Raw genomic sequence first — 23,281 nt, 5'->3', positions numbered from 1 at the left:
CGCCCTAATTGACTTTAAGAGTTGCCAGTATAGGAATTGTATTTGCTAATGAAAAGCAATTAAAAAAGCACAGCATAAAATGCTGTGCTTAATTTTAATTATTACTCACTATTAACCTAATTTAGTTAATAGTTTTTTTGCAGCTAGTTCAGAGCTTGCTGGGTTTTGGCCGGTAATTACTAAACCGTCTTCTAGTGCTAATACACCCCAGTCGTCAGTTTTTTGATAATCGCCACCTTTTTTAATTAGCTCGTCTTCAACTAAAAATGGCACGATATCGGTAAGTTGCACTGCAGCTTCTTCAGAGTTAGTAAAACCAGTTACTTTTTTACCCGCTACTAGTGCATTGCCATCGGCATCTTTAACATTTAAAAATGCAGCACTTGCATGACATACCGCAGCAACAGGTTTTTGCTCTTTTACAAAGCTTTCGATAAGAGAGATTGAATCTGTGTTGTCAACCAAGTCCCATAATGGGCCGTGGCCGCCTGGGTAAAATACAGCGTCAAAATCGCTAGATTTTACTTCACTCAACACTTTAGTGTTTGCCATTAATGTTTGCGCCGCGCTATCGGCGTCGTAACGTTTTGTTGCATCTGTTTGAAAATCGGCAAGTGTACTTGTCGGATCAATGGGTGGTTGGCCGCCAGCTGGAGACGCTAATGTTACTTCAACGCCTGCATCAACAAATGCGTAATAAGGGGCTGCAAATTCTTCTACCCAAAAACCTGTTTTTTCGCCAGTGTTACCAAGTTCTGCGTGAGATGTAAGAACCATAAGTACTTTTTTAGACATTGAATATATTCCTTCTGATGATTTGAATTAGTTTATCTTGCTTACCAATTACTATATGCACTAACACTGCTTTAAACAACGATGATAAATTTAACTTTATTGGTTTAATAATTGATACAATAAAAAGGTTGAATTTAAAATACACTACGGAGCATTTATGAAAGTGTCGTTTGAGCAGTTAAAGAGCATGGTTGTATTTGCACAAATTGTAGAGCAGGGCAGCTTAACCGCTGCTGCCAAACAGCTAGGGCTTACGCGAGCAGTTGCAAGTTATCATTTAAAAAAATTAGAAACGCAGCTTGAAGTTACTTTACTAAATCGCTCAACCCGTACCATGGCGCTCACTGAAGCAGGCATTGCTTATTATGAGCGTTGTAGAATAATTACCGAACAAGCTAATGCGGCTAATCAGCAAATAGAAAATATAAAGAGCGAGCCACAAGGTTTACTTAAAATTAGTTGCCCAGTAAATGTGGGAATGCAGTTAATTGTGCCTGCAATAAATACGTTTAAGCGCCAATACCCTAAAATTCAAATAGACTTACAGCTTACTGACGATGTGGTTGATATTATTAAAAATGGGTTTGATTTTGCAATTAGGGGCGTGGCACTGAGTGACTCCAACTTGCAGGCAACCAAGCTGACTACAATGAGCACTTGTATTTGTGGCGCGCCGGAATACTTTGCACATTTTGGTAAACCTAAAACGCCTTTAGAGCTAGCAGAGCACCAATGGGTCGTTTATCAATTGGGCAGTAAAACATTAACACTTCAAAAAGATGGCAAAAAACACGATATTACAATGCAAGGCGCCTTAAGCACCAATAATGCCGCTGCTCGTACTGCTTTTGTTGAAGCAGGGCATGGCATTGGGCGTATTCCGCTTTACGATGCGTGGCCAAAAGTGCAAGCTGGACTGCTTGAAATAATATTAGATGATTATAAAAGCAAAGATATTGAGCTTTACGGGGTATTTCCGCCAGGGGCTGCGGGCTCTAAAAAGCTACGATTGTTTATTGATTACTTAAAAGCATACTTTGTAAAACAGCATACCGCTTTAGGTATGCTGAAAAGTACTTAATGAGTAGTTTTTACAGCATTTATAAAGTTCGGCTAAATAATGCCACCGCTTGTTGATACATATTTATCGCAAGGGCTGCATCGTATCGCTCACCTTCATCACGCATAAAGGCATGCTGTGCGTTAACTTCCTGCCACTGGTAATTGATGCCTGTGCTTACGCATTGCTGGTATATTTTAGCGCGGCCTTCTTTTGGCACATGCGGGTCTTGTTTGCCCCATATAAAGTGAATTTCGCCTTGTATATCAGCCATACGCTCGAATGAGTTATTTCCAGGTTGCGCAGGTAATGTATTGCTGTGAATATCAGTTGCGTATAAACAAAAAGCCGCATTAATTTCAGGATTTAGTGCCGCTCTGTAAGCTAAGTGACCGCCAATACATACGCCCATTGCGCCGACGGAGCCTGTGCAATAGCTTTGTAATCTAATGAAGTCGATCATAGTTTGTGTGTCACTGTCGTGGTGCTCAAGTGGCTTTGCCCACTTGTCGGCATTGCCTTTGTCTTTACCTGTATCATCATAAGCAAGCACAGTGCCTATAGGGTTTAACTCATGAAACACTTCAGGCACTAACACTACAAAGCCATGGCTTGCTAAAATAGCTGCGCTGCGTGCGATGGGGGCAGTTTGCTGAAATATTTCAGAATAAAAAATGATAGCAGGGAACTGTCCTTGCGCTTGAGGGCGATATACAGTTGTTCGCATTAAACCTGTCGGTGTTGGCAAGTCAGCATTATGTTGTTGGATTATCATAAAAAGCGCTCAGTAAAATAAAATTATATATGCTGATATGGTAACTGAGCGCGATAAAATATACGACTTTTGTCGTTGAGTATTTATACCAACCTGCATAAATCTTTGATCAATTTAACGAATTAAATTTCACTACAACGTCGTTAAAAATTTTTTATTTAGAACAACTAGATAAAAAATTTTTGCCTAGTTCTAGGGCCTATTGACCTTTCAGGATTAAAATTTGTTCAATCTAGGGGGCATTTAATCGCGGCGCGAGGTTTGTAACCTAGTGGGCTAAGTAAAAACCGAGTAACAAAGAGTAAATAGCCCCTAGGCAGAACCCTTTGGGCAGCGCCTGTTTGGCATTTATGCTACGTTATCGCCTATTTATGGGGAATAACCACACTACATAGGCTCTGCCTTGCCTAAATACCAAACAGTCTGATGCAAATTTAACCTCGAAAGATAAACAGGCCCTAGCGTAATTTTCTTAACGTTAAATAGACCCCATATATAAGCAGATTGGTATTAAATACTTGCAGGCATTTTATTACAACTGGCGTAGTAACTTACCGTGGCAGGCCAATCTGAAAAAATACCCATTACCCCCACGTCCTTTGCGAGTACGTCGACTACTGTCATCATGTCGCCATCGTTATCTATAACATCAGCAATTGATTGATAGTAATAACCTCCACCTTCATTAAGCGGGCCCGAGCGCTCAAGGCTCCATGCAATAAGCTTTAAACCAGCTGCTTTTGCGTCAATAGCGTATTGCGATGGCACAATATTACTTTCGTTATCTATTGTTAGCATCATCCAAATTGGAGGAGCTAAAATCTTCACCCCATCAGCCACTAACTCATCCATACCCGGTTGCCATGTTTGTGGGTTACTTGGATCAAATCCGGCTTCACTGTCACGTCCATCTAGGTAAACGCTTTTATCTGCAAAGTCAGGGTTATTGTTAATCCAGTATTTTACGTCTTCAAGGTTAAATGATTGCGGATAAACTTTTGAGGCTGGCACACCCATTTTCGTGTACTCGTCTAGCATTTTTTGCGCATATTGTTCTTGCGTCATTCCATCAAATGGCATACTTACTTGTGGCGATTTTAGCTCTGGTGTCATTTTTACACCTAGCTCATTAAACAGTGCAATGCTTTGTTTATGGGTCATCAATGTGCCGTTGGTGGCATATAAATCAGTGCGCCAACTTGGTGTGCCATCCATGTAATCGGCAACGGTCGTTGCATTAGTGTTTGCACCATCCATTTTACCTTCAAGGGTTAAAAACTCCGCTAAGCTTATATCGCTGGTACAACATTTAGCTGATGCGGCAATACCATTAGCAGGGTCGGCTGGTGTAAATGGCACACTGCATTTAGCTGCAAGTTCAGGAATAGCTAAAATATTAGTTGTGGTATGTAAATCGCATTGAGAGTGGCGACAAACAAGCTCTTTGTCGTTTGTAAATGTAACATCGCATTCAACAATGCCAGCGCCCATTCTCGCTGCCGCAATGTAGGCTTCTTTAGTGTGTTCGGGGTATTGCATTGATGCACCGCGATGACCAATAGAAAAATCGGTGCGGTAAAAAGGACCTTCGCTGCATGACTCTAATTTTGTTTTTAGTGTGCTTTGCGCCATATCGTTAATTAAATAGTCAGGGCGAGTCCCTAGCTGAATATTTACTCCTTCAGCAACCTCTACAACAATGGGCGTAGGTACTTCAACAATTTCCACTTCGGTGTTGGTAACAACCACTTCTTTTTCTACTATTTCTACATCATCGTCGCAGCCTGCAAGTGTGGCTAACAATATACAGCTTGTAAGTAAGGTAATACGTTTCATTGTTTATCCTTAAAAAGTAAAATTTGTACTACCTTAATGATTATTAATGACAATTTTGCTACAAGCTTATTAATTTACTTTTTTATTAAGCATTTGATTGACCAATAATGCACCTAACATTATAGCAGCCCCAATACTTAACCGAACTATATCGGCATCTCTGTTCCAGATCAGCACGTTAATTATAATCCCAGCTGGAATAAGCAAGTTATTCATAACTGCCAAAGCACCTACGTTGACAAGGGTTGCGCCTTTATTCCACATAAAGTAACCAAGTCCTGATGCAACCAACCCTAAATAAATTAGTATGCCCCACTGTGTGAAAGTGGTTGGTAATTTGTTTGAGTTACCAAATAATGCATAGCAAATTGTGGCAATAATAAGTGCGCCTATAAAAAACCATCCAAATACGGCTTTATCATCAAGCTGATTGTTATTCATTAATCGTTTGTAGGTAACTTGGCCTACAGCAAAACTTATATTCGCCCCTTGAACGATTAATAAGCCGATTATGAAATCGCTATTTAGGTTTTCGTAACGAATAGTAATTGCACCGATTACAGCAATAAGTGCGACTATAAAAAAGCGTGGGTTAAAGCGTCTGTTCAATACATCATTTAGCAGGGTAATGTACAAAGGAGTCATTACAGTAAATAGCAGCACTTCGGGAACGGTTAAAAATAAAAATGAGTGGTAGTAAAAGCTATACATAACACCAAGTTGTATAGCGCCAATCAGCATAAGCTTTAAGGCTAAAGGTTTAGGCGTTTGTTTGAGCTTTAAAAAAGGTAAAAAAATCAGTGTTGCCAGTGCTATGCGTATTAATACGCTAAACCAAGCGTCAACTTGGCCTGCTAAATACACACCAATTAAACTAAACGAAAACGCCCAAAGCAAAGTGACTGCAAATAAGTACTGCATAACCATCATCTTTTAATAAATATTGAGCTAAGTTTATCTGTTATATGTGAGGGTATAAACAATAAAAGCCCGCAAGCGGGCTTTTATAAAAGTGAGCTTAATAAATTAAGTTATTTACTCAACTAAACCACGGCGCTTAAGTAATGCGTCGGTAGTTGGTTTTTGACCTCTAAACTCAATGTAGCTTTGCATTAAGTCGCGGCTGTTACCTTTAGATAGGATTTCTTTACGGAACTTATCACCATTTTTACGTGTTAAGCCGCCGTTGTTTTCCATGTGTGCAAAGGCATCGGCTGCAAATACTTCAGTCCAAAGGTATGCGTAGTAACCCGCAGAGTAACCACCGGCAAATGTATGGCTAAAGTAGTTTGATTTATAACGCGGTGGTACAGGGTAGTAATCAATACCGTGTGCTTTTAGCGCATCGCTTTCAAACTTTTGAACATCAGTAATTTTTTTATCTGAGCCAAACGAGTGCCATTCCATATCAAGTAAAGCAGCTGCTAAATATTCAGTGGTACCAAAACCTTGGTTGAATTTTTGCGATGCAAGTACTTTATCAAGTAAAGCTTGTGGAATTGGCTCACCTGTTTTGTAGTGTTTGGCGTAGTTAGCAAGTACCGTAGGTTCAATCATCCAATCTTCATTCGCTTGCGACGGAAACTCAACAAAGTCACGCGCTGTAGCAGTACCTGCTAAGCTTGGGTATTTAACGTCAGAGAATAAACCGTGCGCCGCATGACCAAACTCATGGAACATAGTTGACACTTCGTCAAACGTCATTAACGTTGGCTCGCCTGCAGCAGGTTTTGGAATGTTTTGGGCATTGTAAATTACAGGTTTAGTGCCTTTTAAGCCGCTTTGACTTACGTAAGCGCTCATCCATGCACCGCCACGCTTACCTTCACGTGCGTATGGGTCTAGGTAAAATAAACCGATGGCGCTGCCGTCAGCGTTGAATACTTCGTAGGCTGTAACATCTTCATGATAAACCGGTAAGTCTTTACGCTCTTTAAATGTAATACCGTATAGCTTGTTCATTGCAAAGAATAAACCATCGTGAATTACAGAATCCATTTCAAAGTAAGGCTTAACAAGGGCAGGATCTAAGTCGTACTTTTCAGCACGTACTTTTTCTGCGTAAAAAGCCCAATCCCATGGTTTAAGCTCAAAGCTTTCACCTGAATCGTTAATTACTTTTTGAATAGCAGCTGCTTCAATTTTAGCTTTTTCAACTGCTTTTGGTGCTAGGTCATCTAAAATGCCGTACACGTTGTCAGTTGTTTGTGCCATACGCGAAGTCATTACATACGATGCCCAATCTTTAAACCCTAGTAGCTCTGCTTTTTGAGCGCGTAGGTTTGTTTCTTCAATAATAATTGGGCCGTTAGTTTTTGCTGCACGGTTAGCAGAGGCTTTAAATATTTGCTCACGTAGGTCGCGGTTTTCAAGGCTTGATAAAATTGGCTGTTGGGTCGTATTTACCAGCGTGATCATGTAGCCGTCTTTACCTGCTTTTTTAGCAGCGGCCGCAAGACCTGCAATTTCACCTTCAGAAAGGCCAGCAAGTTTAGATTTATCGGTAACTACAATGACATCTTCTTTAAACGATTTTAAAATGTTTTGAGAAAACGCAGTAGAAAGCTCTGCAAGTTGTGAGTTGATTTCACGCATTTTTGCTTTTTCAGCGTCATTTAATTTAGCGCCTGCTTTTACAAATTGCTTATAGTAAAAATCCACAAGGCGTTGATCTTCAGCATTAAGCGAGTCTTTGTTGTCGTAAATAGTTTGTACGCGCTTGAATAATGCACCATTTAAGTAAATGTCGTCAGAGTGAGCAGATAATACCGGCGCCATTTTTTTACTTATACGTTGGTATTCGTCATCAGAAATCAAACCTGAAAGGTTATAAAAAGCAGCTGATACACGGTTTAGTAGCTCGCCAGACATTTCCATTTCAACTAATGTATTTTTAAAAGTTGCAGGAGCTGGGTTGTTAGCAATAGCTTGTATTTGCGCAGTATGCTGAGCAATACCAGCATCAAAGCCGGCTTCGTAGTCTTTTGTACCAAACTTATCAAACTCAGGTGCCATGTATTGTAATGGGCTGGGTTTGAATAAAACATTGTTTGCGTTCATGTCTTGCACTTGTGCTGCGCTCTCTTTTGCCATGTCTTGAGGTTCGTTAGAAGAACAAGCCGATAGGATTAGGGCACTAGCAATAGTAGTGGCGATCAGGGTTTTACGCATAATAACTCCATAAAAAGATTAGCCGAAATAGGCTTTGCGAGTCGAAAAACCTAGTTAACTTATCAAATTTGTGGGTTTATACAATAAAGTTTATCGGTATTAAGGGGGATTTGAACGCAAATTAGCTAATAATTAGTATTAAGGTGGGTAAAAGTAGCTCTAAAATCAAACGTTAAAGCTACTTAATTATACGATTGTGTGCTTGAGAGGGGGTTAGTTATAACCTAAAACAAATTTTTTCTCTGAGCCAAAGCTATTAGATTGCTGCCCAAACTCTTTATTAATAGTTGCTAGAGTTTGCTCTTGTTCGGCCAGCAAGCACAAAACTTTATTTCGGTAATCTAGGCTGCTTTCAAACAATTTTAAATCTACCTGCGGCTGCAAAGTAGCGAGTCTTTGATTTAGAGTAAGTTGTGTCATATGTGATCTCCAGTGCTTGTACACTATTTATATAGCACTCGGTGCAATAAAGAGTTAATAAATTGTTTATAAAATTCATATTGAACTTATTAACTTGGCGTTTTAGTTATATTATGACGTGCTAAGCTTAGCGAAAACTGAACCACACTTATTTTTAGTGAACAAATAACAATCAAAAAAGATATTGGGAACACTTATGACCCTCGAACAAATTAATCAATACTTAGCCTTTGTAATATTCACTTATAACGATGTGAATATTACGGTAGCAAAAGTAATTCAAGTGCCACTTATATTGTTTGCTATGTGGTTTGTAGTCACACGTATTGGCAAGCTTATTAAAAAAACATTACTCGCTAAAAAAATAAGCCAAGATGCAGTGCATTTGTTTACTCGTATTTACTTTATTTTAAGTATCGCAATTTTAATTTTTACATCGCTTGAAGTGCTCAGCATCCCGCTTACGGCATTTGCTTTTGTATCCGGTGCGATTGCTATTGGTGTAGGTTTTGGTGCACAAAACATTATTAATAACTTTATCAGCGGTTGGATATTGATGTGGGAACGTCCAATTCGCATTGGTGACTTTTTAGAGGTAGGTAACGCAAAGGGCGTAGTTGAAACTATTAATACGCGTTCTACACGTATTCGCCGAAATGACGGCGTACATATGCTTATACCTAATTCTCAATTGCTCGAAAATACAGTAACAAACTGGACGCTGATAGATGGCAATGCACGCTCATCGGTCAGTGTCGGCGTTGCGTATGGTTCAGACGTTATACTGGTTAAAAAGCTTATCCAGCAAGTGCTTGATGATCATGATGCAATATTGGTTAATCCAAAGTCATCAGTGTTATTTGATGACTTTGCAGATAGCTCGCTTGTATTTAATGCTATTTTTTGGGTATGCGCCGAGTCTGAAACCATGCTTAGAAAAGTGCGCAGTGATATTCGTTTTAGTATTTATGCTGTATTTGAAGAGCATGATGTAGTGATTGCGTTTCCACAGCGCGATATTCATATAGATGGTGAAATTGCTTTTAAAAGGTCGTAGTTCTAATAAAAAAAGTCGCTTGCGGGTGACTTTTTTATGAGTAACCACAACGTTTCTATTTTGGGTTAATATGTAAAGCAATCTATTTTTCCTACTTTACTTCGCGAACTTCAATAAAGGACATATGTCCTCATTATTAGGTTTTTGCATCTAAATATTGATAAAAACACGCAATCTTGTAGTTAAATGTTGCAAAAAAGTTTCCATTTATGTTCATATTTATGCAGTAAAATTATTACACAATGGTATAATCTTAATTGTTCGTTCAGCCTTGTTACTCCGTTTTGTACTCTCGGTGATGAGGTCCGCGCGCCATATAGCAAGTCGCGAAAAATTGTACGAGCCCGCAATGAATACATTGCGCAACACAAAAAACCGTTGAACAAGAGTGCATACTAAAGGTTAATACCCGACATGAAATCATTAAAGAAATCTGCAATAGCGACAATTATTAACGCTGCACTACTATCTGCTGCTGGCACATCTATTTCAGCATTCGCCGCTGAAGAAGAAACGGCTAAAAAAAGCAATCAACTAGAAGTTATTCAAGTTACCGCCCGTAAACGCGTAGAAAATGCACAAGAAGTACCTGTAGCAGTATCTGCATTACAAGGTGATAACCTTGATGCATATAGCTCTGCAGGTATGGATATTCGCTTTTTAAATGCGAAAATTCCAAGTTTATCTATTGAGTCTTCATTTGGTCGTTCATTCCCACGCTTTTACGTTCGTGGTTTAGGTAATACCGATTTCGATTTGAATGCATCACAACCAGTATCACTTGTTGTTGATGAAGTAGTTCAAGAAAATGCAATTTTAAAAGGTTTCCCAGTATTTGATGTTGAACGCGTAGAAGTATTACGTGGTCCTCAAGGAACGCTATTTGGCCGTAACACGCCAGCTGGCCTTGTTAAGTTTGATACTGTTAAACCAAGCCAAGAATTTGATGGTTATGGCTCTGTTTCATACGGTAGCCGTGGTGCTGTAGATACAAGTGGTGCTGTAGGTGGTGCTTTAACTGACCGTTTATCTGCTCGTGTTTCATTATTATGGCAAGACAAAGACGATTACATTGATAACCAAGCTCCAGGCTTTGAAGCTAAAGATGAGCAAGGTGGTTACACTGAAAAAGCGGCACGCGTTCAGTTTTTATATGAAGGCGATGATTTTACTGCTTTATTAAACTATCACACACGTGACTTAGATGGCTCACCAATTGCCTTTCGTGCAAATGTAATTAAAGCGGGTACTAATGAGCTAGTAGATAACTACGAAAATGATGTTGTTTATCAAGATGCGGCATCTCGCTCTACTCAACAAGTAGAATCGGAAGGTGCAAGCTTAAAGCTTGAGTGGGAACTTAAAAACCACACAATCACTTCTATTTCTGCATGGGAAAGTGCTGAAATTTATTCTCGCGCTGACATCGACGGCGGTTATGGTGCTTCTTATATTCCAGATTTCATGGGACCCGGTTTTATCCCTTTCTCTTCAGAAAGTGCTGATGGCATTCCAGATCACGACCAGTTGACGCAAGAGCTACGTTTATCTAGTAACTTTGATGGTGACTTAAATTATCAAGTAGGTGTATTTTACTTTGATGAAGAGCTAACGATTGAAAACTTCAGCTACGATACATTCTCAACACCTAATGCTGGTGCTTTAAATGGTTATGTTCGCCAACAACAAGACACAACTGCATGGGCTGTATTTGGTTCTGTAGATTATACTTTTTCAGATGATTTAAAAGTAACAGCGGGCCTTCGTTATTCTGATGATGATAAAGATTTTGTAGCTGATCGTACACTTAGCCCAATTGGTGGCGGTGCATTACTTGTAGAGCGTGATGTTAGTGACGACCATGTTAGCTGGGATTTATCTGCAAACTATAAAGTAAACGATGATGTTAACTGGTACGGCCGTGTAGCAAACAGCTTCCGCGCACCTAGTTTACAAGGTCGTATTTTATTTGGTGATGACGTTACAACAGCTGAGTCAGAAACGGTAACATCGTACGAGACAGGTATTAAATCAGACGTGCTAGACGGCCAAGGCCGTGTAAATGCAACTGTATTTTACTACACGATGGACGACCAACAGCTTACTGCTGTAGGCGGTGGTGCTAACTTTAACCGTTTAGTTAATGCTGATAAAACGACTGGCTATGGTTTTGAGTTAGATACGCAGTGGGTATTAAGCGATGAGTTTAATGCAACGTTTAACTTAAGCTACAATAAAACAGAAATTAAAGATAACGATTTAGCTGTCGCTGTTTGTGCTCAATGTACTGTAACTGACCCAATTAATGGTTCTGGTCTTGCTGTACTTGATGGTAATAGCTTACCGCATGCTCCTGAGTGGATCTCTAACTTTACGCTTCGCTACACTAAAGAACTTGCCGATGGTAATTTCTTCGCAAGCGGTGATATTTCTTATCGTAGTAAAATCAATATGTTCCTTTACGAATCAGTAGAGTTTGAAGGTAAAGAGCTTATTGAAACAGGTCTTCGTACAGGTTACACATGGTCTGAAGGCGATTACGAATACGAAGTTGCTGCGTTTGTTCGTAACTTATTTGACGAGCAACAAGTTATTGGCGCTGTAGATTTCAATAACAATACAGGTATTGTTAACGAAGAGCGTTATGTTGGTGCTGAATTTAAAGTTAACTTCTTCTAGAGATAACCTTAAATTATATTAATTTTTAAAAGCCTGCCTTGTGCAGGCTTTTATGTTTTTATAAAGCTGGTAAAGTAGCGTTAATTAATTTAAAGAGATAAAAAGATGGCTGGATTTTGGAATTACCGTGTAATTTTTTGTGAAGCAACGAAAGACGAAGCAGCGCAATATCAAATACATGAAGTAGAATATAACCTAAATGGTAAAGTAACTAACTGGTCAGAAACTGGCGCAGCCCCTTTTGGAACAACCTTAGATGAGTTGAAAGATGACTCTGAGCGTTTAAAAACTGCATTTGATAAACCAGTACTTAAAGTTGTACGTAAAACGCGTGGCTACGAGCTTGTTGATGTTGAAACGGGTGAGGAAGCAACGGGTGAGCCGCCAGCAGGCTTAACGCAATAACTGTATTTATATAAAAGGTGCTTAAGGCGCCTTTTTTATTGTCAAAATTTAGCACAAGTTAAATAAGGAATGAGGATGACTTTAAAAGCAATATTATTTGATATGGATGGCACATTAGTTGATTCAGAAAGCATGCACTTTGTATGCTGGAGTAAATTACTTAAACCCTACGGTGTTAGTTATTTAGAAAATGATTTTTGTCAGCGCTTTTCGGGACGGCCCACTTTAGAAGCCGCAATTGAAATTAAGCAAGAGCATAACTTATCGGTAAGTGCACAGTTTTTAGCAGATGAAAAATACCGTTTATTTGGTGAATATGTAGTAACACATTTACCGCCACTGATGCCATTTACAGAGCAAACATTGAAAGCTGTAAAAGCGAGTGGCTTAAAAATGGCGCTAGTAACAGGCAGTGCTAAAAGTGAAGCTATGCCAATACTGAAAGGCTTAGGGTTTTATGAGCTGTTTGATACGGTGGTTACAAAAGATGATGTAACTAATCCTAAACCTGCAGGGGATCCGTATTTACTGGCACTTGAGCAGATAAATATACAACCTGGCAATGCAATTGCTGTTGAGGATACTTACACAGGGGTAACAGCTGCTAATAATGCTTTGTTACGTGTTGTAGCCATTGCCAATAGCCATACTAAAGATCACGACTTTAGCCAAGCTACCTATCAAATGAGCAACTTAGATGAGTTTTGGCAATGGGCGCAATCTCAACTATAGTTTAAGCCAACTTTTACGTGCTTGGATGCGCCAATGTTTACTATTAAACACCTGCTTTTAATTGTTATTGTACTTTTTACGCAATGCATAAGTGCAGCACAACCGTCTGTTTTACTGGCTAAAGTATATGACGAAACTAAGCATTATGATGTAAGTAAATATTTAGTCAGTGAAAAATATGATGGCGTAAGAGCTATCTGGACCGGCACGCAGTTTGTCACTCGTAAGGGTAATATTATCAATGCGCCAAGTTGGTTTACAGTGCCATTGCCAAATGTATGGCTTGATGGTGAGCTGTGGACTAAACGTGAGCACTTTTCTGCGCTTAGTGGCATAGTCAGAACTAAAAAACCTAATAATCATGATTGGCAAACTATTACTTATAAAGTATTTGATATGCCAGATAAAAATCTGCCTTTTAGCACTCGTTATAAAAACTATAATGAGCTTATTACTAGCCTAAACTCGCCGCACATTAGTGCTGTAGTTCAATATAGCTTTACAAATAATGAGCAACTTACAGAGTATTTTGAGAACATAACTAAGCAGGGCGGCGAGGGAGTAATGCTTCATTTGGCCAGCGCTAAGCACAGCAATGGAAGAAGTAATGCATTACTAAAATTAAAACCTTATTTAGATGCAGAAGCGGTTGTAATTGCGCACTTACCAGGCAAAGGTAAATATCAAGGTATGTTAGGGGCATTAAGGGTAAAAACAGCGCAGGGGCAGGTATTTTCTATTGGTACTGGGTTTAATGATGCACAGCGCTCCATCCCACCGGAGATTGGTAGTACTGTAACGTACCGATTTCATGGCTTAACAAAAAATGGGTTACCGCGTTTTGCCAGTTTTTTACGGGTCAGAGATAGTTTATAACATTTATAAATTTTACAAAGTGTGCTAAATTGCGCGGCCTTTTTGGTAATGTGTGGTGAAGTATGTTTGTAGGTTTTGATTACGGTAGTTCTAATTGTGCTATGGGTGTAATGAGCGAGGGTAATGTTCAATTAGTACCGCTAGAGCAAGGAAAACATTACTTACCGTCTACACTTTACACTCATCACAGCGCGTTGGTTGTTGATTTTGTTGCTAAGCATTTACATGGTACAGCCCATGAGCATGACTTTTTAACGCAGCGCCAAGCATTATTAAATACCTTACCTCGTATTAAGTCAGACCTTGATTTACAACCTTCAGATGAAACCCTATTTATTGGTCGTGAAGCGATTAGCGAGTACGTGCAGTTTCCTGAAGAAGGCTATTTTGTTAAGTCTCCTAAATCATTTTTTGGTGCAACAGGTTTAAAGCAAGGTCAAATTAACTTTTTTGAAGATATCGCAACCGCGATGATCTTAAAAATTAAGCAACGCGCTGAGCTCTCTTTAGGTAAAACACTTACACAAACAGTAATTGGTCGCCCAGTAAACTTTCAAGCTGTGGGTGGTGAGCAATCAAATCAACAAGCGGTCGGTATTTTAGAGTGTGCTGCTAAACGTGCTGGTTTTAAAGACGTAGAGTTTTTATATGAGCCACTTGCTGCGGGTATCGACTACGAGAGTGATTTAACTCAGGATCAAAAAGTACTCGTTATTGATATTGGTGGTGGTACAAGTGACTGCTCATTTGTACAAATGGGCCCAAGCTTTAGAGGAAATAGTCAGCGCGATAGCGATTTTTTATCTCACAGTGGTAAACGTGTTGGCGGAAACGATTTAGATATTGCTTTGAGCTTTCATGGTTTAATGCCGTTATTGGGTTTAGGTAGTACGTTTAAATCGGGTTTGCCTTTGCCTAATCAAGCGTTTTGGCAAGCGTGTAAAATTAACGATGTAAACTTACAAAGCCAATTTTATAGTGAAAGCCATACCCGAGAGCTAAACGCACAATTACGTGATGTAAGTGCACCTGAGCTTTATAAGCGTTTAATACATTTACAGCAAAACAAGCAAGGCCATCAGTTAGTGCAACAAGGTGAAGCGGCTAAAATAGCACTTTCGTCTGCTAGTGTATTTGATTGTGATTTAAGTTTTTTAGATAGTGGACTGAATAAAAATGTATCAGTAAGCGATTTAGCTGTTGCCGTTGAGAGTAGTATTAGCCAAATAGTTACTTTAGCAAAACAAGCAATCAGTGACGCTGCGACCACGCCAGACATTATCTATTTAACAGGCGGTAGTGCACAATCCCCATTGATTAAAGCGGCTTTAAGTGAGCACTTAGGCGATATAAAGATGGTTAACGGGGATCACTTTGGTAGTGTAACCGCTGGCCTGACTAAATGGGCCAGCATGCTTTATAAATAACCTAGATTACAATTGAGGTTTAAAGATCTATTTGTCGGGTTGCGAGGTATTTTTCGTAATCTGGCAATGTACGTTCAAGCTCTACGTCCATAAGCGGTGAGCTTAATAACATATCTGCACTTACCTCATTACACGCCACCGGAATATTCCAAACAGCGGCTAAACGCAGTAGTGCTTTAACATCAGGGTCATGAGGCTGTGATGCTAATGGGTCCCAAAAAAATATTAAAACATGTATCTCATGTTCTGCTATTTTAGCGCCAAGTTGTTGATCGCCGCCCATAGGACCACTTAAAAGCTGAACTACATCAAGCCCCGTAGTTTTTTGAATTAAATGCCCCGTAGTACCTGTGCCATATAAAGTGTGCTTACTTAGTATTTCTTTGTGCTTTTCACACCATAATTTTAGTGCTGCTTTTTTACCATCGTGTGCCACTAAAGCAATATTTTTTTGTGCGGGAAGAGATTGTGTTTTTTGTTCCATGCTGATTCTTTTTATTAGTTAACCACTGTTTTGGTTAGTTAAAATAATAGATTGATAGCAAGGGCAATAAATACAATGCCAGTGATCCTATCAATCCAAAGTTGGCTATTTGGGTTACGTCTAAAAAACTGTGCAATTTTGTCGCCAAAATAAATATACGTGCAGTCAATCGGAAAAGCAAAAAGAGGGTAAAGTAAGCCAAAAAACGCGAGCTGAAAAGTAGCCGATGAAAGCGTTGGATCTACAAATTGTGGAATAAATGCAATAAAGAATAATGCTACTTTAGGGTTTAATACTTCAGTCATCATGGCCTGAAACATGACATTACTTTTTTTACTGGTACTTATATGCGGTTTATCGGTTTGCTTGTCATCAGGTGTCGGCTCTGGCTGCTTTAGCGTGCCTTTAATCATCATAAACCCTAAATAGCATAAGTATGCTGCGCCTGCGTATTGCACTGCTGCATAGGCACTAGGGGAAGCTTTCAGGACTGCGCTTAGGCCTACAACAGCAAATAGCGTATGAACAACCCCACCTAATGCAAAACCAAAAGCACTTTGCATACCAGCACTTCGACCATTAGCAAATGTTTGCGCCATCAAAAATGCATTTGATGGCCCAGGCGCTACTGCCATTAAAAAGCTGGCTAATAAAAATGAGACTAGAAAGTCAGGATTGATCATTGAGTACTTTTAGCCGGGTGTAAAGTATGTGCTTTTTTACTCATTAAAATAAGCCAAAGCGGAACTAGCAATAATAAGTGAAAAGCAATCAACCACGGTGTGCTTAACCCTAAATATTGGGTTAAAACGACAAGTATACTTGCGCCACTCATTTGCATAGCACCGAGTAATGCAGAGGCTGTGCCTGCTTGTTTAGGAAAGCTAGACAGAGACATTCCTGCTGCAGAGCCTAAACTTAAAGCAAACCCTAATGCAGCAATTAAGATAGGTAGCATAAGCGCAAATGCTGTTTCTATATGACTCAAGGCTAGCATTAAAATGCCTGAGAAAACCAGTACACTCACACCGACACGCAAAGCACGTTGGCTATTTCGTTTAATGTAGGTAGGTAAAATAAAACTTGCGACAATACTTATTACGGCATTTAACGTAAACCAAAAAGTAAAGTCGGCTACGGTGCCGCCTAAATGTGTAATAAGCCAGCCTGGTGCGAGCGTTACATACACTAATATGGCTGACATTGAGACCATACAAATTAGGCTATTAAACAAAAATACCGGTGTTTTAATAATCGGTGTAAAGCGACGTAAATCTAAAATATGCCCCTGATAATGACTATCAGCAGGACGAGTTTCTCTAAAAAAGAATAGGGTAACAATAAGGCCCAAAATAGCAAACGCGGTTAAAAACATAAAGTTCATACGCCAGCCAAACTGTACGGTAAGCCAAGCCCCTAAAATAGGTGCCATTGCCGGAATAAAGCACACAATCCCGTTAAGGTAGGTAATCATTTGTCCGCTTCGTTCACTGCCATATTTATCACGCACTATCGCAAATGCGACAACAAATGTGGCACACGCTCCAAATCCCTGAAAAGCACGTGCTATTAGTAATATCTCAAAAGAAGGCGAGTAGTATGCGAGTAATGCAGAGCTTGCATATAAACTAATGCCCACTATAGCCACTGGCTTTCGGCCAAATTTATCAGCTAAAGGACCTGCAATTAATTGGCCTAAACCCACTGTTAGCATAAAAATAGCAACGGTTTGCTGTACTTGTTGTTCAGTAACTGCAAATTGTTCTGCAATAGTAGGAAAAGCGGGTAAGTAAATATCGATTGCCATAGGGCAAAATATAACGAGTAACGCTAAGATAAGTAACAAAGTCATATTAGGTTTAGCGGGCTGTGTTTGCATTGAGTCTCCTTTTGTCGAGTATTTTAGGTGGGCACTCATAAAAAAGAAAGGGCTTATGACCCCTGCATAGGTCGTCATTCTTACTTTTTGATTGGATTAAGCTTAAAAGCCAGCATAAATGCACTTTTTAAAACTGGTCTGATGTGTTAATTTTAAAAAAGTAACTGTTGATGGAAAATAATAATGAGTAATAAATCTGCACTTGTACAAACATGGCATAAATTTAAGCGCCTACCTTTTGGGAATTGGCTTTTTACTAAAGCTGTTTGCTTTAAAGCGCCATATTTTGGTTCGATGAAACCTTACGTACTCGATTTGAGAGAGGGCCATTGTAGTGCGGTGGTTAAAAACCGCCGAAGCGTTCATAATCATATTGGAACTATTCATGCTATTGCGCAGTGTAACTTAGCTGAATTGTGTGCAGGTGTAATGGTTGATGCAACAGTGCCAGTTAAAACGCATCGTTGGATCCCAAAAGGGATGACAGTTAGGTATTTGGCTAAAGTAGATACAGATGTACGAGCAGTCGCTGAAATTGATTTACCACATAAGTGGATTGATAAAGAAGACTTAGTAGTACCGGTTAAACTGTATAATACCCGCAATGAGCTTGTTTTCACTGCAGATATTACTATGTACATTACTGAGAAAAATTAATTTACGTAAAGCTAATTTGACTTAGCTTTTATCAGCGGCTTGTTTATTTACAAATGATAAGTCGCTGCCATCTTCTTTCAATAATGCTTTAACTTCTTTTGCGGGTTTTAGTTCTTTCGAAATTAGTTCCGGCTCTTCTTTTTCAAAGCGTTGCTTTAAACTGCCTTCAATTACTGCGCCTGCATCAATACTCAATGTATCGTGAAATACATCGCCATGAACATGAGCGCCACTTTGTACTTTTACTTCACTGGCATTAATTGACCCAATAACTTTACCTTTAACAATAACGCTTTTAGCTTCAACAATACCTTCAACAACTCCCGCAGAGCCAATAACTAAATGCTCCACTTTTATGTCACCATCAATACGGCCATCAAGCTGTACTTCACCTTGGCTAACTAAAGTGCCTGTAAGGCGTACGTCTTCAGAAATAATAGACGGTGTGTGATTCACTCTTTTTAAATTAGAGCTAACTGTTTTTTGTTTTTTTCTACCAAACACGAGAAAGCGCCTTTGTTATTTTTAGAGGATTGACTTGTTTACCATTAAGTAATACTTCGTAGTGTAAATGCGTGCCTGTGCTTCGGCCGGTGCTGCCCATTAAACCGATTACATCATGTTTAGTGATTGATTGACCTTTCTTTACTTTAATTTTATTTAAGTGACCAAATCGAGTCACTAAGCCATTTTTATGCTCAAGCTCAATAAAGTTACCATAACCACCATTACGACCGGCACGAAGCACTACAGCGTCTGCTGGGGCGAATATTTCGGTTTTATGCCAACCGGCTAAATCAATTCCTTTATGAAAGGCATGATTACTATTCATAGGATCTTTTCTAAGGCCAAAATTACTCGAAATATAGTATTTAGCTTTAGCTAAAGGCAGGGTGTTTGGTAGCTCAGTTAAAAAGTTTTCTAAATTATTTAATATTAATAACTTATCAACGATGGCTAAAAAGTGGCTCGGAATTTTTGTTTCGTTAAATATATCAAGTGGCCCACCTTGTGCAGTTGTCTGGGCGCTTAATATTAGGTGTTGCTCAAGCGCAGACTCAATTCCTGCGCCTTTAACCATAGCTAAAATGGCTTGGTGACGTTCACTAATTTGGTTATCTAAATAGGTAAAGCTTTGCTCATAATGATTATTTAAGTTGGCCACTCTTGTTGCGAATGTAATTGGAGCGATTAACTGTGCTTGTTTACCATTTTGATTTTCATCGACTAATGGCTCATGAAACTCATTGCTATTTTCATTAATAGGTACATCAAGTTCTGTATCAAGCTTAATGACATCTTTGCTAATTGAAGCAGGAAGGGATTCTATCATGCTTTGTAGTAGCGCCTGCTTTTGCTCAAGAATTGCAAGTTGCTCTAACTGCGTTGCTTGAAGGGCTTGTTGCTCACTGACTTTTTGTTGCCACAGCGTTTGCTCGGTTATTTGATTTTGTTTTATGTCAGAGATTTTATTTGTTTGTGTATAAACACGAAAGCTTGAAATACTCAGCCAAGTAAAAGTGACTAAAATAAGCAACGCTACAAGAAGTTGAAACCAAGAGGCTAAAACAACATGCTTAACTTCGCCATTTTGACGAATAAGTAGCTGACGAGCAGGGAAAAATTTATGATAAAAAGACTTTATAAATACTGACATGGCATATAAACACTGGCTATTAACCGAATTAAGATAGCAATTTGAGTTAAAAAAGCTAGAAAAAAATTGTAACTGTTCAAAAATTAATAAAAAAGGGCTGCTTTTAGTAAGCAGCCCTTTTAATAAATTTTTTAATATGCGTATTATTTTGCCGGTATTACAGTACTCTCTACAGAGCCAAAACCTATACGTGCATAGCCTTCTTTTTCACACCAGCCACGCATAATAACGTTATCGCCATCTTCTAAAAAGCTACGTTGTTCGCCATTACTTAGCGTGATTTTTTCTTTACCGCCACGAGAAAGCTCAAGTAATGAACCTGCTTCTTCGTGCGTTGGACCCGACTGAGTGCCCGAACCTAGCATGTCACCTGGCATAAAGTTACAGCCATTTACTGTGTGATGAGTAACCATTTGTGCCACAGTCCAGTAAGAGTGCTTAAAGCTAGATGTTGATACGCGCGTTGGGTTATGGCCTTCGCTACGCATTTTTTGCGTTTGAATTCTAACATCCATTTGAATATCAAAAGCACCTTGGTCGCGATTCGCTTTTGATTCTAAATAGTCCATAGGCTGTGGATCGTTTTCATCACGTGTCCAGTTTGTTCTGTAAGGCGCTAATGCTTCGGTTGTTACAATCCAAGGCGATACCGTTGAGGCAAAGTTCTTAGCTAAAAATGGACCAAGCGGTTGGTATTCCCACGCTTGCAAGTCACGTGCTGACCAATCGTTAAATACACAAAAGCCAAATACATGGTTTTCAGCATTTTCGATAGCGATTGCATCGCCCAGTGCATTGCCTTTACCTAAGTAAATACCCAGCTCTAGTTCGTAATCAAGGCGTTTACAAGGACCGAATGATGGCACTTCTGCATCAGGCGCTTTAGTTTGGCCTTTAGGGCGATGAAATGTTTGACCCGATACGTCAATAGATGAAGAGCGACCATGATAACCAATAGGTACCCATTTATAGTTAGGTAGTAATGGGTTGTCAGGGCGAAATAAACTACCCACAGCAGTAGCATGATAAATAGAAGTGTAAAAGTCGGTGTAATCACCGATACGACAAGGCAAAGAATACTCTATATCAGACTGTGCAACCAATGTATCGCTAAGCGCTTGTTGGTGCTCAGAGCCTGCTCTTAGTGCTTTTGAAAGCGCTAAACGAAGTGCTGACCAATACTGCTTCCCTAAACCCATAAATGTATTTAAGGTTGCTTCATTTGCTGCATCTGCGGCTGTTTTAGCGTCACCTGTTAAAACGTTTAATTTATTTAGTTTTGCTAAATCGATTACTTGGTCACCAATTGCAACACCACCACGAAAGGCCTCATCAGACCCTTTACGACGAAATTCTGCAAACGGTAAGTTTTGAATCGGGAAGTCGCAATTATCAACATTAGCTGATTCTACCCAGCTGGTTAAATTAATATCGTGGGTTTCGTTAATTAGGCTCATTACATTTCCTTTGGATTTTACTGTATGGCGACAAGGTATAGTTTATTTAATCATACTTGTACTTGGCGCCATACTTTTTAAATATTAAAACGACAAAAAGCAGCGAAGTTCGCTGCTTTTAATTTACTCAAATATTTTATAAAACGCCGCGACGCTCTTGGTCACGTTCGATTGATTCAAATAATGCTTGGAAGTTACCTTCACCAAAGCCACCATCATCAACGCGTTGGATCATTTCTATAAAGATTGGACCAAATAAGTTTTTAGAGAAAATTTGTAATAAATAACAATTTTCACTTTGGCTATCTACGAGTATCTGATGCTCACGAATTTTTTCTTTATCTTCAGCAACCCAAGGTACACGGTCAAAAATAGTATCGTAGTACTCTGGAATAATATCCAACGTGGCAATTGTTGATTTATCAAGCTTATCAAGAGAGCTTACTAAGTCATCTGTTAAAAACGCTAAATGTTGAACGCCTGGGCCGTTATACTCACCAAGGTATTCATCAATTTGGTTGTTATCGTTACCTTTACCTTCGTTTATTGGAATAGAGAAGGTGCCACAAGGTGATTTTAGTGCATACGAAATAAGCGCAGTTTTTTGACCTTTAATGTCAAAGTAGCGTACTTCAGTAAAACCAAATACGTCTTTATAAAAGTTAGCCCATTTTTCCATGGTGCCTTTATAAACGTTATTGGTTAAATGATCGATTCGAATAAAGCCTTTATCTTCTACAATATTTTGCGTTTCTAAGTCTTCAAAATCACTTTCGTAAATAGTGCCTTTGTCGCCAAATTGTTCAATAAAGTAAATTAGGCTGTCGCCAATACCATAGATCGCAGGGTAAGGCATATTTTTATGCGTTGAGTCGGTCGCTGGTTTTGCACCACGTTCTACAGCTGTTTCAAATGCTTTTTGCGCATTCTCAACACGCCAACCCATTGAACAAATAGCAGGGCCATGGCTTTTAGCAAATTCTGCAGAAAAACCTTCACGCTCGTTATTCAGTAAAAAGTGAATATCGTTTTGGTTGTAATAAACAATGTCTTTACCTTTGAATTTTTTAAGCTTAGAGAAGCCAAAATCAGTAAATACTTTATCCATATAATCAGCATCAGGTGTTGCGTACTCGGTAAACTCAATACCGACTAAACCCAAATAGTTATTTACTTCACTCATTATTATTACTCCCGCAATTAAGCACTGCGATTATGTGTTGTTGTCATATTGCAGTAGATAATCAACCAGATTTTTAATTTGGGGAAGAGGGGGGCGCTATTTAGTATATAGTGCATGTGTAAATTTTATAGGACGGTTATTATAAAGTTACGTGTTTGTAATACAGTTAAGTAAAATGAAGTTATATGGTATAAATTCAAGTGGGAGCATTTGTTTTTAAGTCATTGTATTTAAATACTAAAAAGGAGGTTTAACCTGCGCTAAACCTCCTCTTACAATTAATAAGTAAAAGCCTTTTTGTATGAAATTGTTTACACTTTAAGAGCCGTTACCAAAGAACTTGTTCCGTTGTTCTATCCACACGTTAGTTTTAATTGCTGGAGCTGCTTGGTAATGGCGCTCAATGGTTTGATTTAGCACTCGCGTCGGTTGCTCAAAAGACAGCTTTTGCTGTGCGCTTCCCATACTTTTAATTTCATCTCTGGTCATAGCACGTCCTGCATAAAGCAGCGAATTTAAGTACCCTGGTACTGTTTCATAATTGTTATCTGTAAAAAGCAATACAGATTGATTGAGTGCCCAGCGACTATCGATTTCGCCATCCTCTTTTACGCCAGCAAGTTCTCCATCTATATAGACTTCAAACACCCCGTTGGTTGGTGCTGTATAAAATACAAAAGCTATACGATGCCAAGAGTCAGGTTGTGTATTGCCAAAATAGCCGCTATCGC

Annotated in this window: 21 protein-coding genes and 1 pseudogene; 8 read left to right on the top strand and 14 right to left on the bottom strand. The window is 39.1% G+C overall.

The window, feature by feature from the left end; translation table 11 throughout:
• Nucleotides 1-111 precede the first annotated feature (111 nt).
• Nucleotides 112-795, bottom strand: coding sequence for a type 1 glutamine amidotransferase domain-containing protein (locus L656_RS0103745; protein WP_024597040.1), 684 nt, complete (start codon nt 793-795; stop codon nt 112-114).
• Between the two features lie 157 nt (nt 796-952).
• On the opposite strand from L656_RS0103745, the gene L656_RS0103740 reads away from it, so the two are divergent.
• On the top strand, nt 953-1,876 hold the full coding sequence (locus L656_RS0103740) for a LysR family transcriptional regulator (RefSeq protein ID WP_024597041.1): 924 nt from the start codon (nt 953-955) through the stop codon (nt 1,874-1,876).
• Nucleotides 1,877-1,895: 19 nt separating this feature from the next.
• On the opposite strand, the gene L656_RS0103735 is transcribed toward L656_RS0103740, so the two are convergent.
• The 5 genes from L656_RS0103735 to L656_RS0103715 all read right to left on the bottom strand — a co-directional run bounded on the left by L656_RS0103735 (nt 1,896) and on the right by L656_RS0103715 (nt 8,057).
• On the bottom strand, nt 1,896-2,630 hold the full coding sequence (locus L656_RS0103735) for a dienelactone hydrolase family protein (RefSeq protein WP_024597042.1): 735 nt from the start codon (nt 2,628-2,630) through the stop codon (nt 1,896-1,898).
• Nucleotides 2,631-3,140: 510 nt separating this feature from the next.
• On the bottom strand, nt 3,141-4,466 hold the full coding sequence (locus L656_RS0103730; RefSeq protein WP_024597043.1) for a glycerophosphodiester phosphodiesterase family protein: 1,326 nt from the start codon (nt 4,464-4,466) through the stop codon (nt 3,141-3,143).
• Between the two features lie 69 nt (nt 4,467-4,535).
• The gene (locus L656_RS0103725; RefSeq protein ID WP_024597044.1) at nt 4,536-5,387 is read right to left on the bottom strand and encodes a carboxylate/amino acid/amine transporter; all 852 of its coding nucleotides are present in this window, start codon (nt 5,385-5,387) and stop codon (nt 4,536-4,538) included.
• Nucleotides 5,388-5,501: 114 nt separating this feature from the next.
• Nucleotides 5,502-7,637, bottom strand: a complete 2,136-nt coding sequence (locus tag L656_RS0103720; RefSeq protein WP_024598247.1) for a M3 family metallopeptidase — start codon at nt 7,635-7,637, stop codon at nt 5,502-5,504.
• A 213-nt stretch (nt 7,638-7,850) separates the two neighbouring features.
• A complete protein-coding gene (locus L656_RS0103715) occupies nt 7,851-8,057 on the bottom strand; it encodes a hypothetical protein (RefSeq protein WP_002958182.1) in 207 nt (68 codons plus the stop codon).
• 196 nt (nt 8,058-8,253) lie between these two features.
• Here L656_RS0103715 and L656_RS0103710 point away from each other — a divergent pair, with 196 nt between their 5' ends.
• From L656_RS0103710 to yegD, 6 genes are all read left to right on the top strand, one after another.
• The gene (locus L656_RS0103710; protein WP_002958183.1) at nt 8,254-9,114 is read left to right on the top strand and encodes a mechanosensitive ion channel family protein; all 861 of its coding nucleotides are present in this window, start codon (nt 8,254-8,256) and stop codon (nt 9,112-9,114) included.
• A 414-nt stretch (nt 9,115-9,528) separates the two neighbouring features.
• Complete coding sequence (locus L656_RS0103705; RefSeq protein WP_024595666.1) at nt 9,529-11,793, top strand: TonB-dependent receptor; 2,265 nt, start codon at nt 9,529-9,531, stop codon at nt 11,791-11,793.
• 105 nt (nt 11,794-11,898) lie between these two features.
• The gene (locus L656_RS0103700; RefSeq protein ID WP_002958185.1) at nt 11,899-12,198 is read left to right on the top strand and encodes a hypothetical protein; all 300 of its coding nucleotides are present in this window, start codon (nt 11,899-11,901) and stop codon (nt 12,196-12,198) included.
• Nucleotides 12,199-12,273: 75 nt separating this feature from the next.
• Entirely contained in the window at nt 12,274-12,930 is a 657-nt protein-coding gene (locus L656_RS0103695; RefSeq protein WP_024595667.1) for an HAD family hydrolase, read from the top strand.
• Between the two features lie 33 nt (nt 12,931-12,963).
• Nucleotides 12,964-13,806 carry a DNA ligase gene (locus tag L656_RS0103690; protein ID WP_024595668.1) on the top strand — a complete coding sequence of 281 codons (843 nt, stop codon included), beginning with the start codon at nt 12,964-12,966 and terminating at the stop codon, nt 13,804-13,806.
• Between the two features lie 62 nt (nt 13,807-13,868).
• Nucleotides 13,869-15,233, top strand: coding sequence for a molecular chaperone (gene yegD, locus L656_RS0103685; protein ID WP_024598246.1), 1,365 nt, complete (start codon nt 13,869-13,871; stop codon nt 15,231-15,233).
• Nucleotides 15,234-15,252: 19 nt separating this feature from the next.
• Here the strand turns inward: yegD and L656_RS0103680 are convergent, their stop codons facing one another.
• Genes L656_RS0103680 through L656_RS0103670 form a run of 3 tightly spaced genes read right to left on the bottom strand, consistent with a single transcriptional unit; the run spans nt 15,253 to nt 17,596 of the window.
• Nucleotides 15,253-15,717: a methylglyoxal synthase gene (locus tag L656_RS0103680; protein WP_002958191.1), complete on the bottom strand. Its 465-nt coding sequence runs from the start codon at nt 15,715-15,717 to the stop codon at nt 15,253-15,255.
• 38 nt (nt 15,718-15,755) lie between these two features.
• Nucleotides 15,756-16,400: a LysE family translocator gene (locus L656_RS0103675; RefSeq protein ID WP_024589445.1), complete on the bottom strand. Its 645-nt coding sequence runs from the start codon at nt 16,398-16,400 to the stop codon at nt 15,756-15,758.
• On the bottom strand, nt 16,397-17,596 hold the full coding sequence (locus L656_RS0103670) for a multidrug effflux MFS transporter (RefSeq protein WP_024598245.1): 1,200 nt from the start codon (nt 17,594-17,596) through the stop codon (nt 16,397-16,399). The genes L656_RS0103675 and L656_RS0103670 overlap by 4 nt, the downstream gene beginning before the upstream one ends.
• 183 nt (nt 17,597-17,779) lie before the next feature.
• On the opposite strand from L656_RS0103670, the gene L656_RS0103665 reads away from it, so the two are divergent.
• The gene (locus L656_RS0103665) at nt 17,780-18,253 is read left to right on the top strand and encodes a hotdog fold domain-containing protein (RefSeq protein ID WP_024595671.1); all 474 of its coding nucleotides are present in this window, start codon (nt 17,780-17,782) and stop codon (nt 18,251-18,253) included.
• A 21-nt stretch (nt 18,254-18,274) separates the two neighbouring features.
• On the opposite strand, the gene L656_RS0103660 is transcribed toward L656_RS0103665, so the two are convergent.
• From L656_RS0103660 to L656_RS01000000121875, 5 genes and pseudogenes are all read right to left on the bottom strand, one after another.
• Nucleotides 18,275-18,757: a bactofilin family protein gene (locus tag L656_RS0103660; protein WP_002958196.1), complete on the bottom strand. Its 483-nt coding sequence runs from the start codon at nt 18,755-18,757 to the stop codon at nt 18,275-18,277.
• Nucleotides 18,747-19,910 carry a M23 family metallopeptidase gene (locus L656_RS0103655; RefSeq protein ID WP_024598244.1) on the bottom strand — a complete coding sequence of 388 codons (1,164 nt, stop codon included), beginning with the start codon at nt 19,908-19,910 and terminating at the stop codon, nt 18,747-18,749. Before L656_RS0103655 ends, L656_RS0103660 begins: the two co-directional genes overlap by 11 nt.
• Before the next feature lie 143 nt (nt 19,911-20,053).
• Complete coding sequence (fahA, locus tag L656_RS0103650) at nt 20,054-21,367, bottom strand: fumarylacetoacetase (protein ID WP_024598243.1); 1,314 nt, start codon at nt 21,365-21,367, stop codon at nt 20,054-20,056.
• Nucleotides 21,368-21,503: 136 nt separating this feature from the next.
• Nucleotides 21,504-22,550 (bottom strand): 4-hydroxyphenylpyruvate dioxygenase, encoded by a 1,047-nt coding sequence (gene hppD / locus L656_RS0103645; RefSeq protein WP_024598242.1) that lies wholly within the window; start codon nt 22,548-22,550, stop codon nt 21,504-21,506.
• Nucleotides 22,551-22,868: 318 nt separating this feature from the next.
• A pseudogene (locus L656_RS01000000121875) lies at nt 22,869-23,281 on the bottom strand (metallophosphatase); the annotation flags it as partial.

It is taken from the genome of Pseudoalteromonas sp. TAE56 (genome assembly GCF_000497955.1).
GTDB lineage: Bacteria > Pseudomonadota > Gammaproteobacteria > Enterobacterales > Alteromonadaceae > Pseudoalteromonas.
This window is presented reverse-complemented; position numbering and strand designations above follow the sequence as displayed.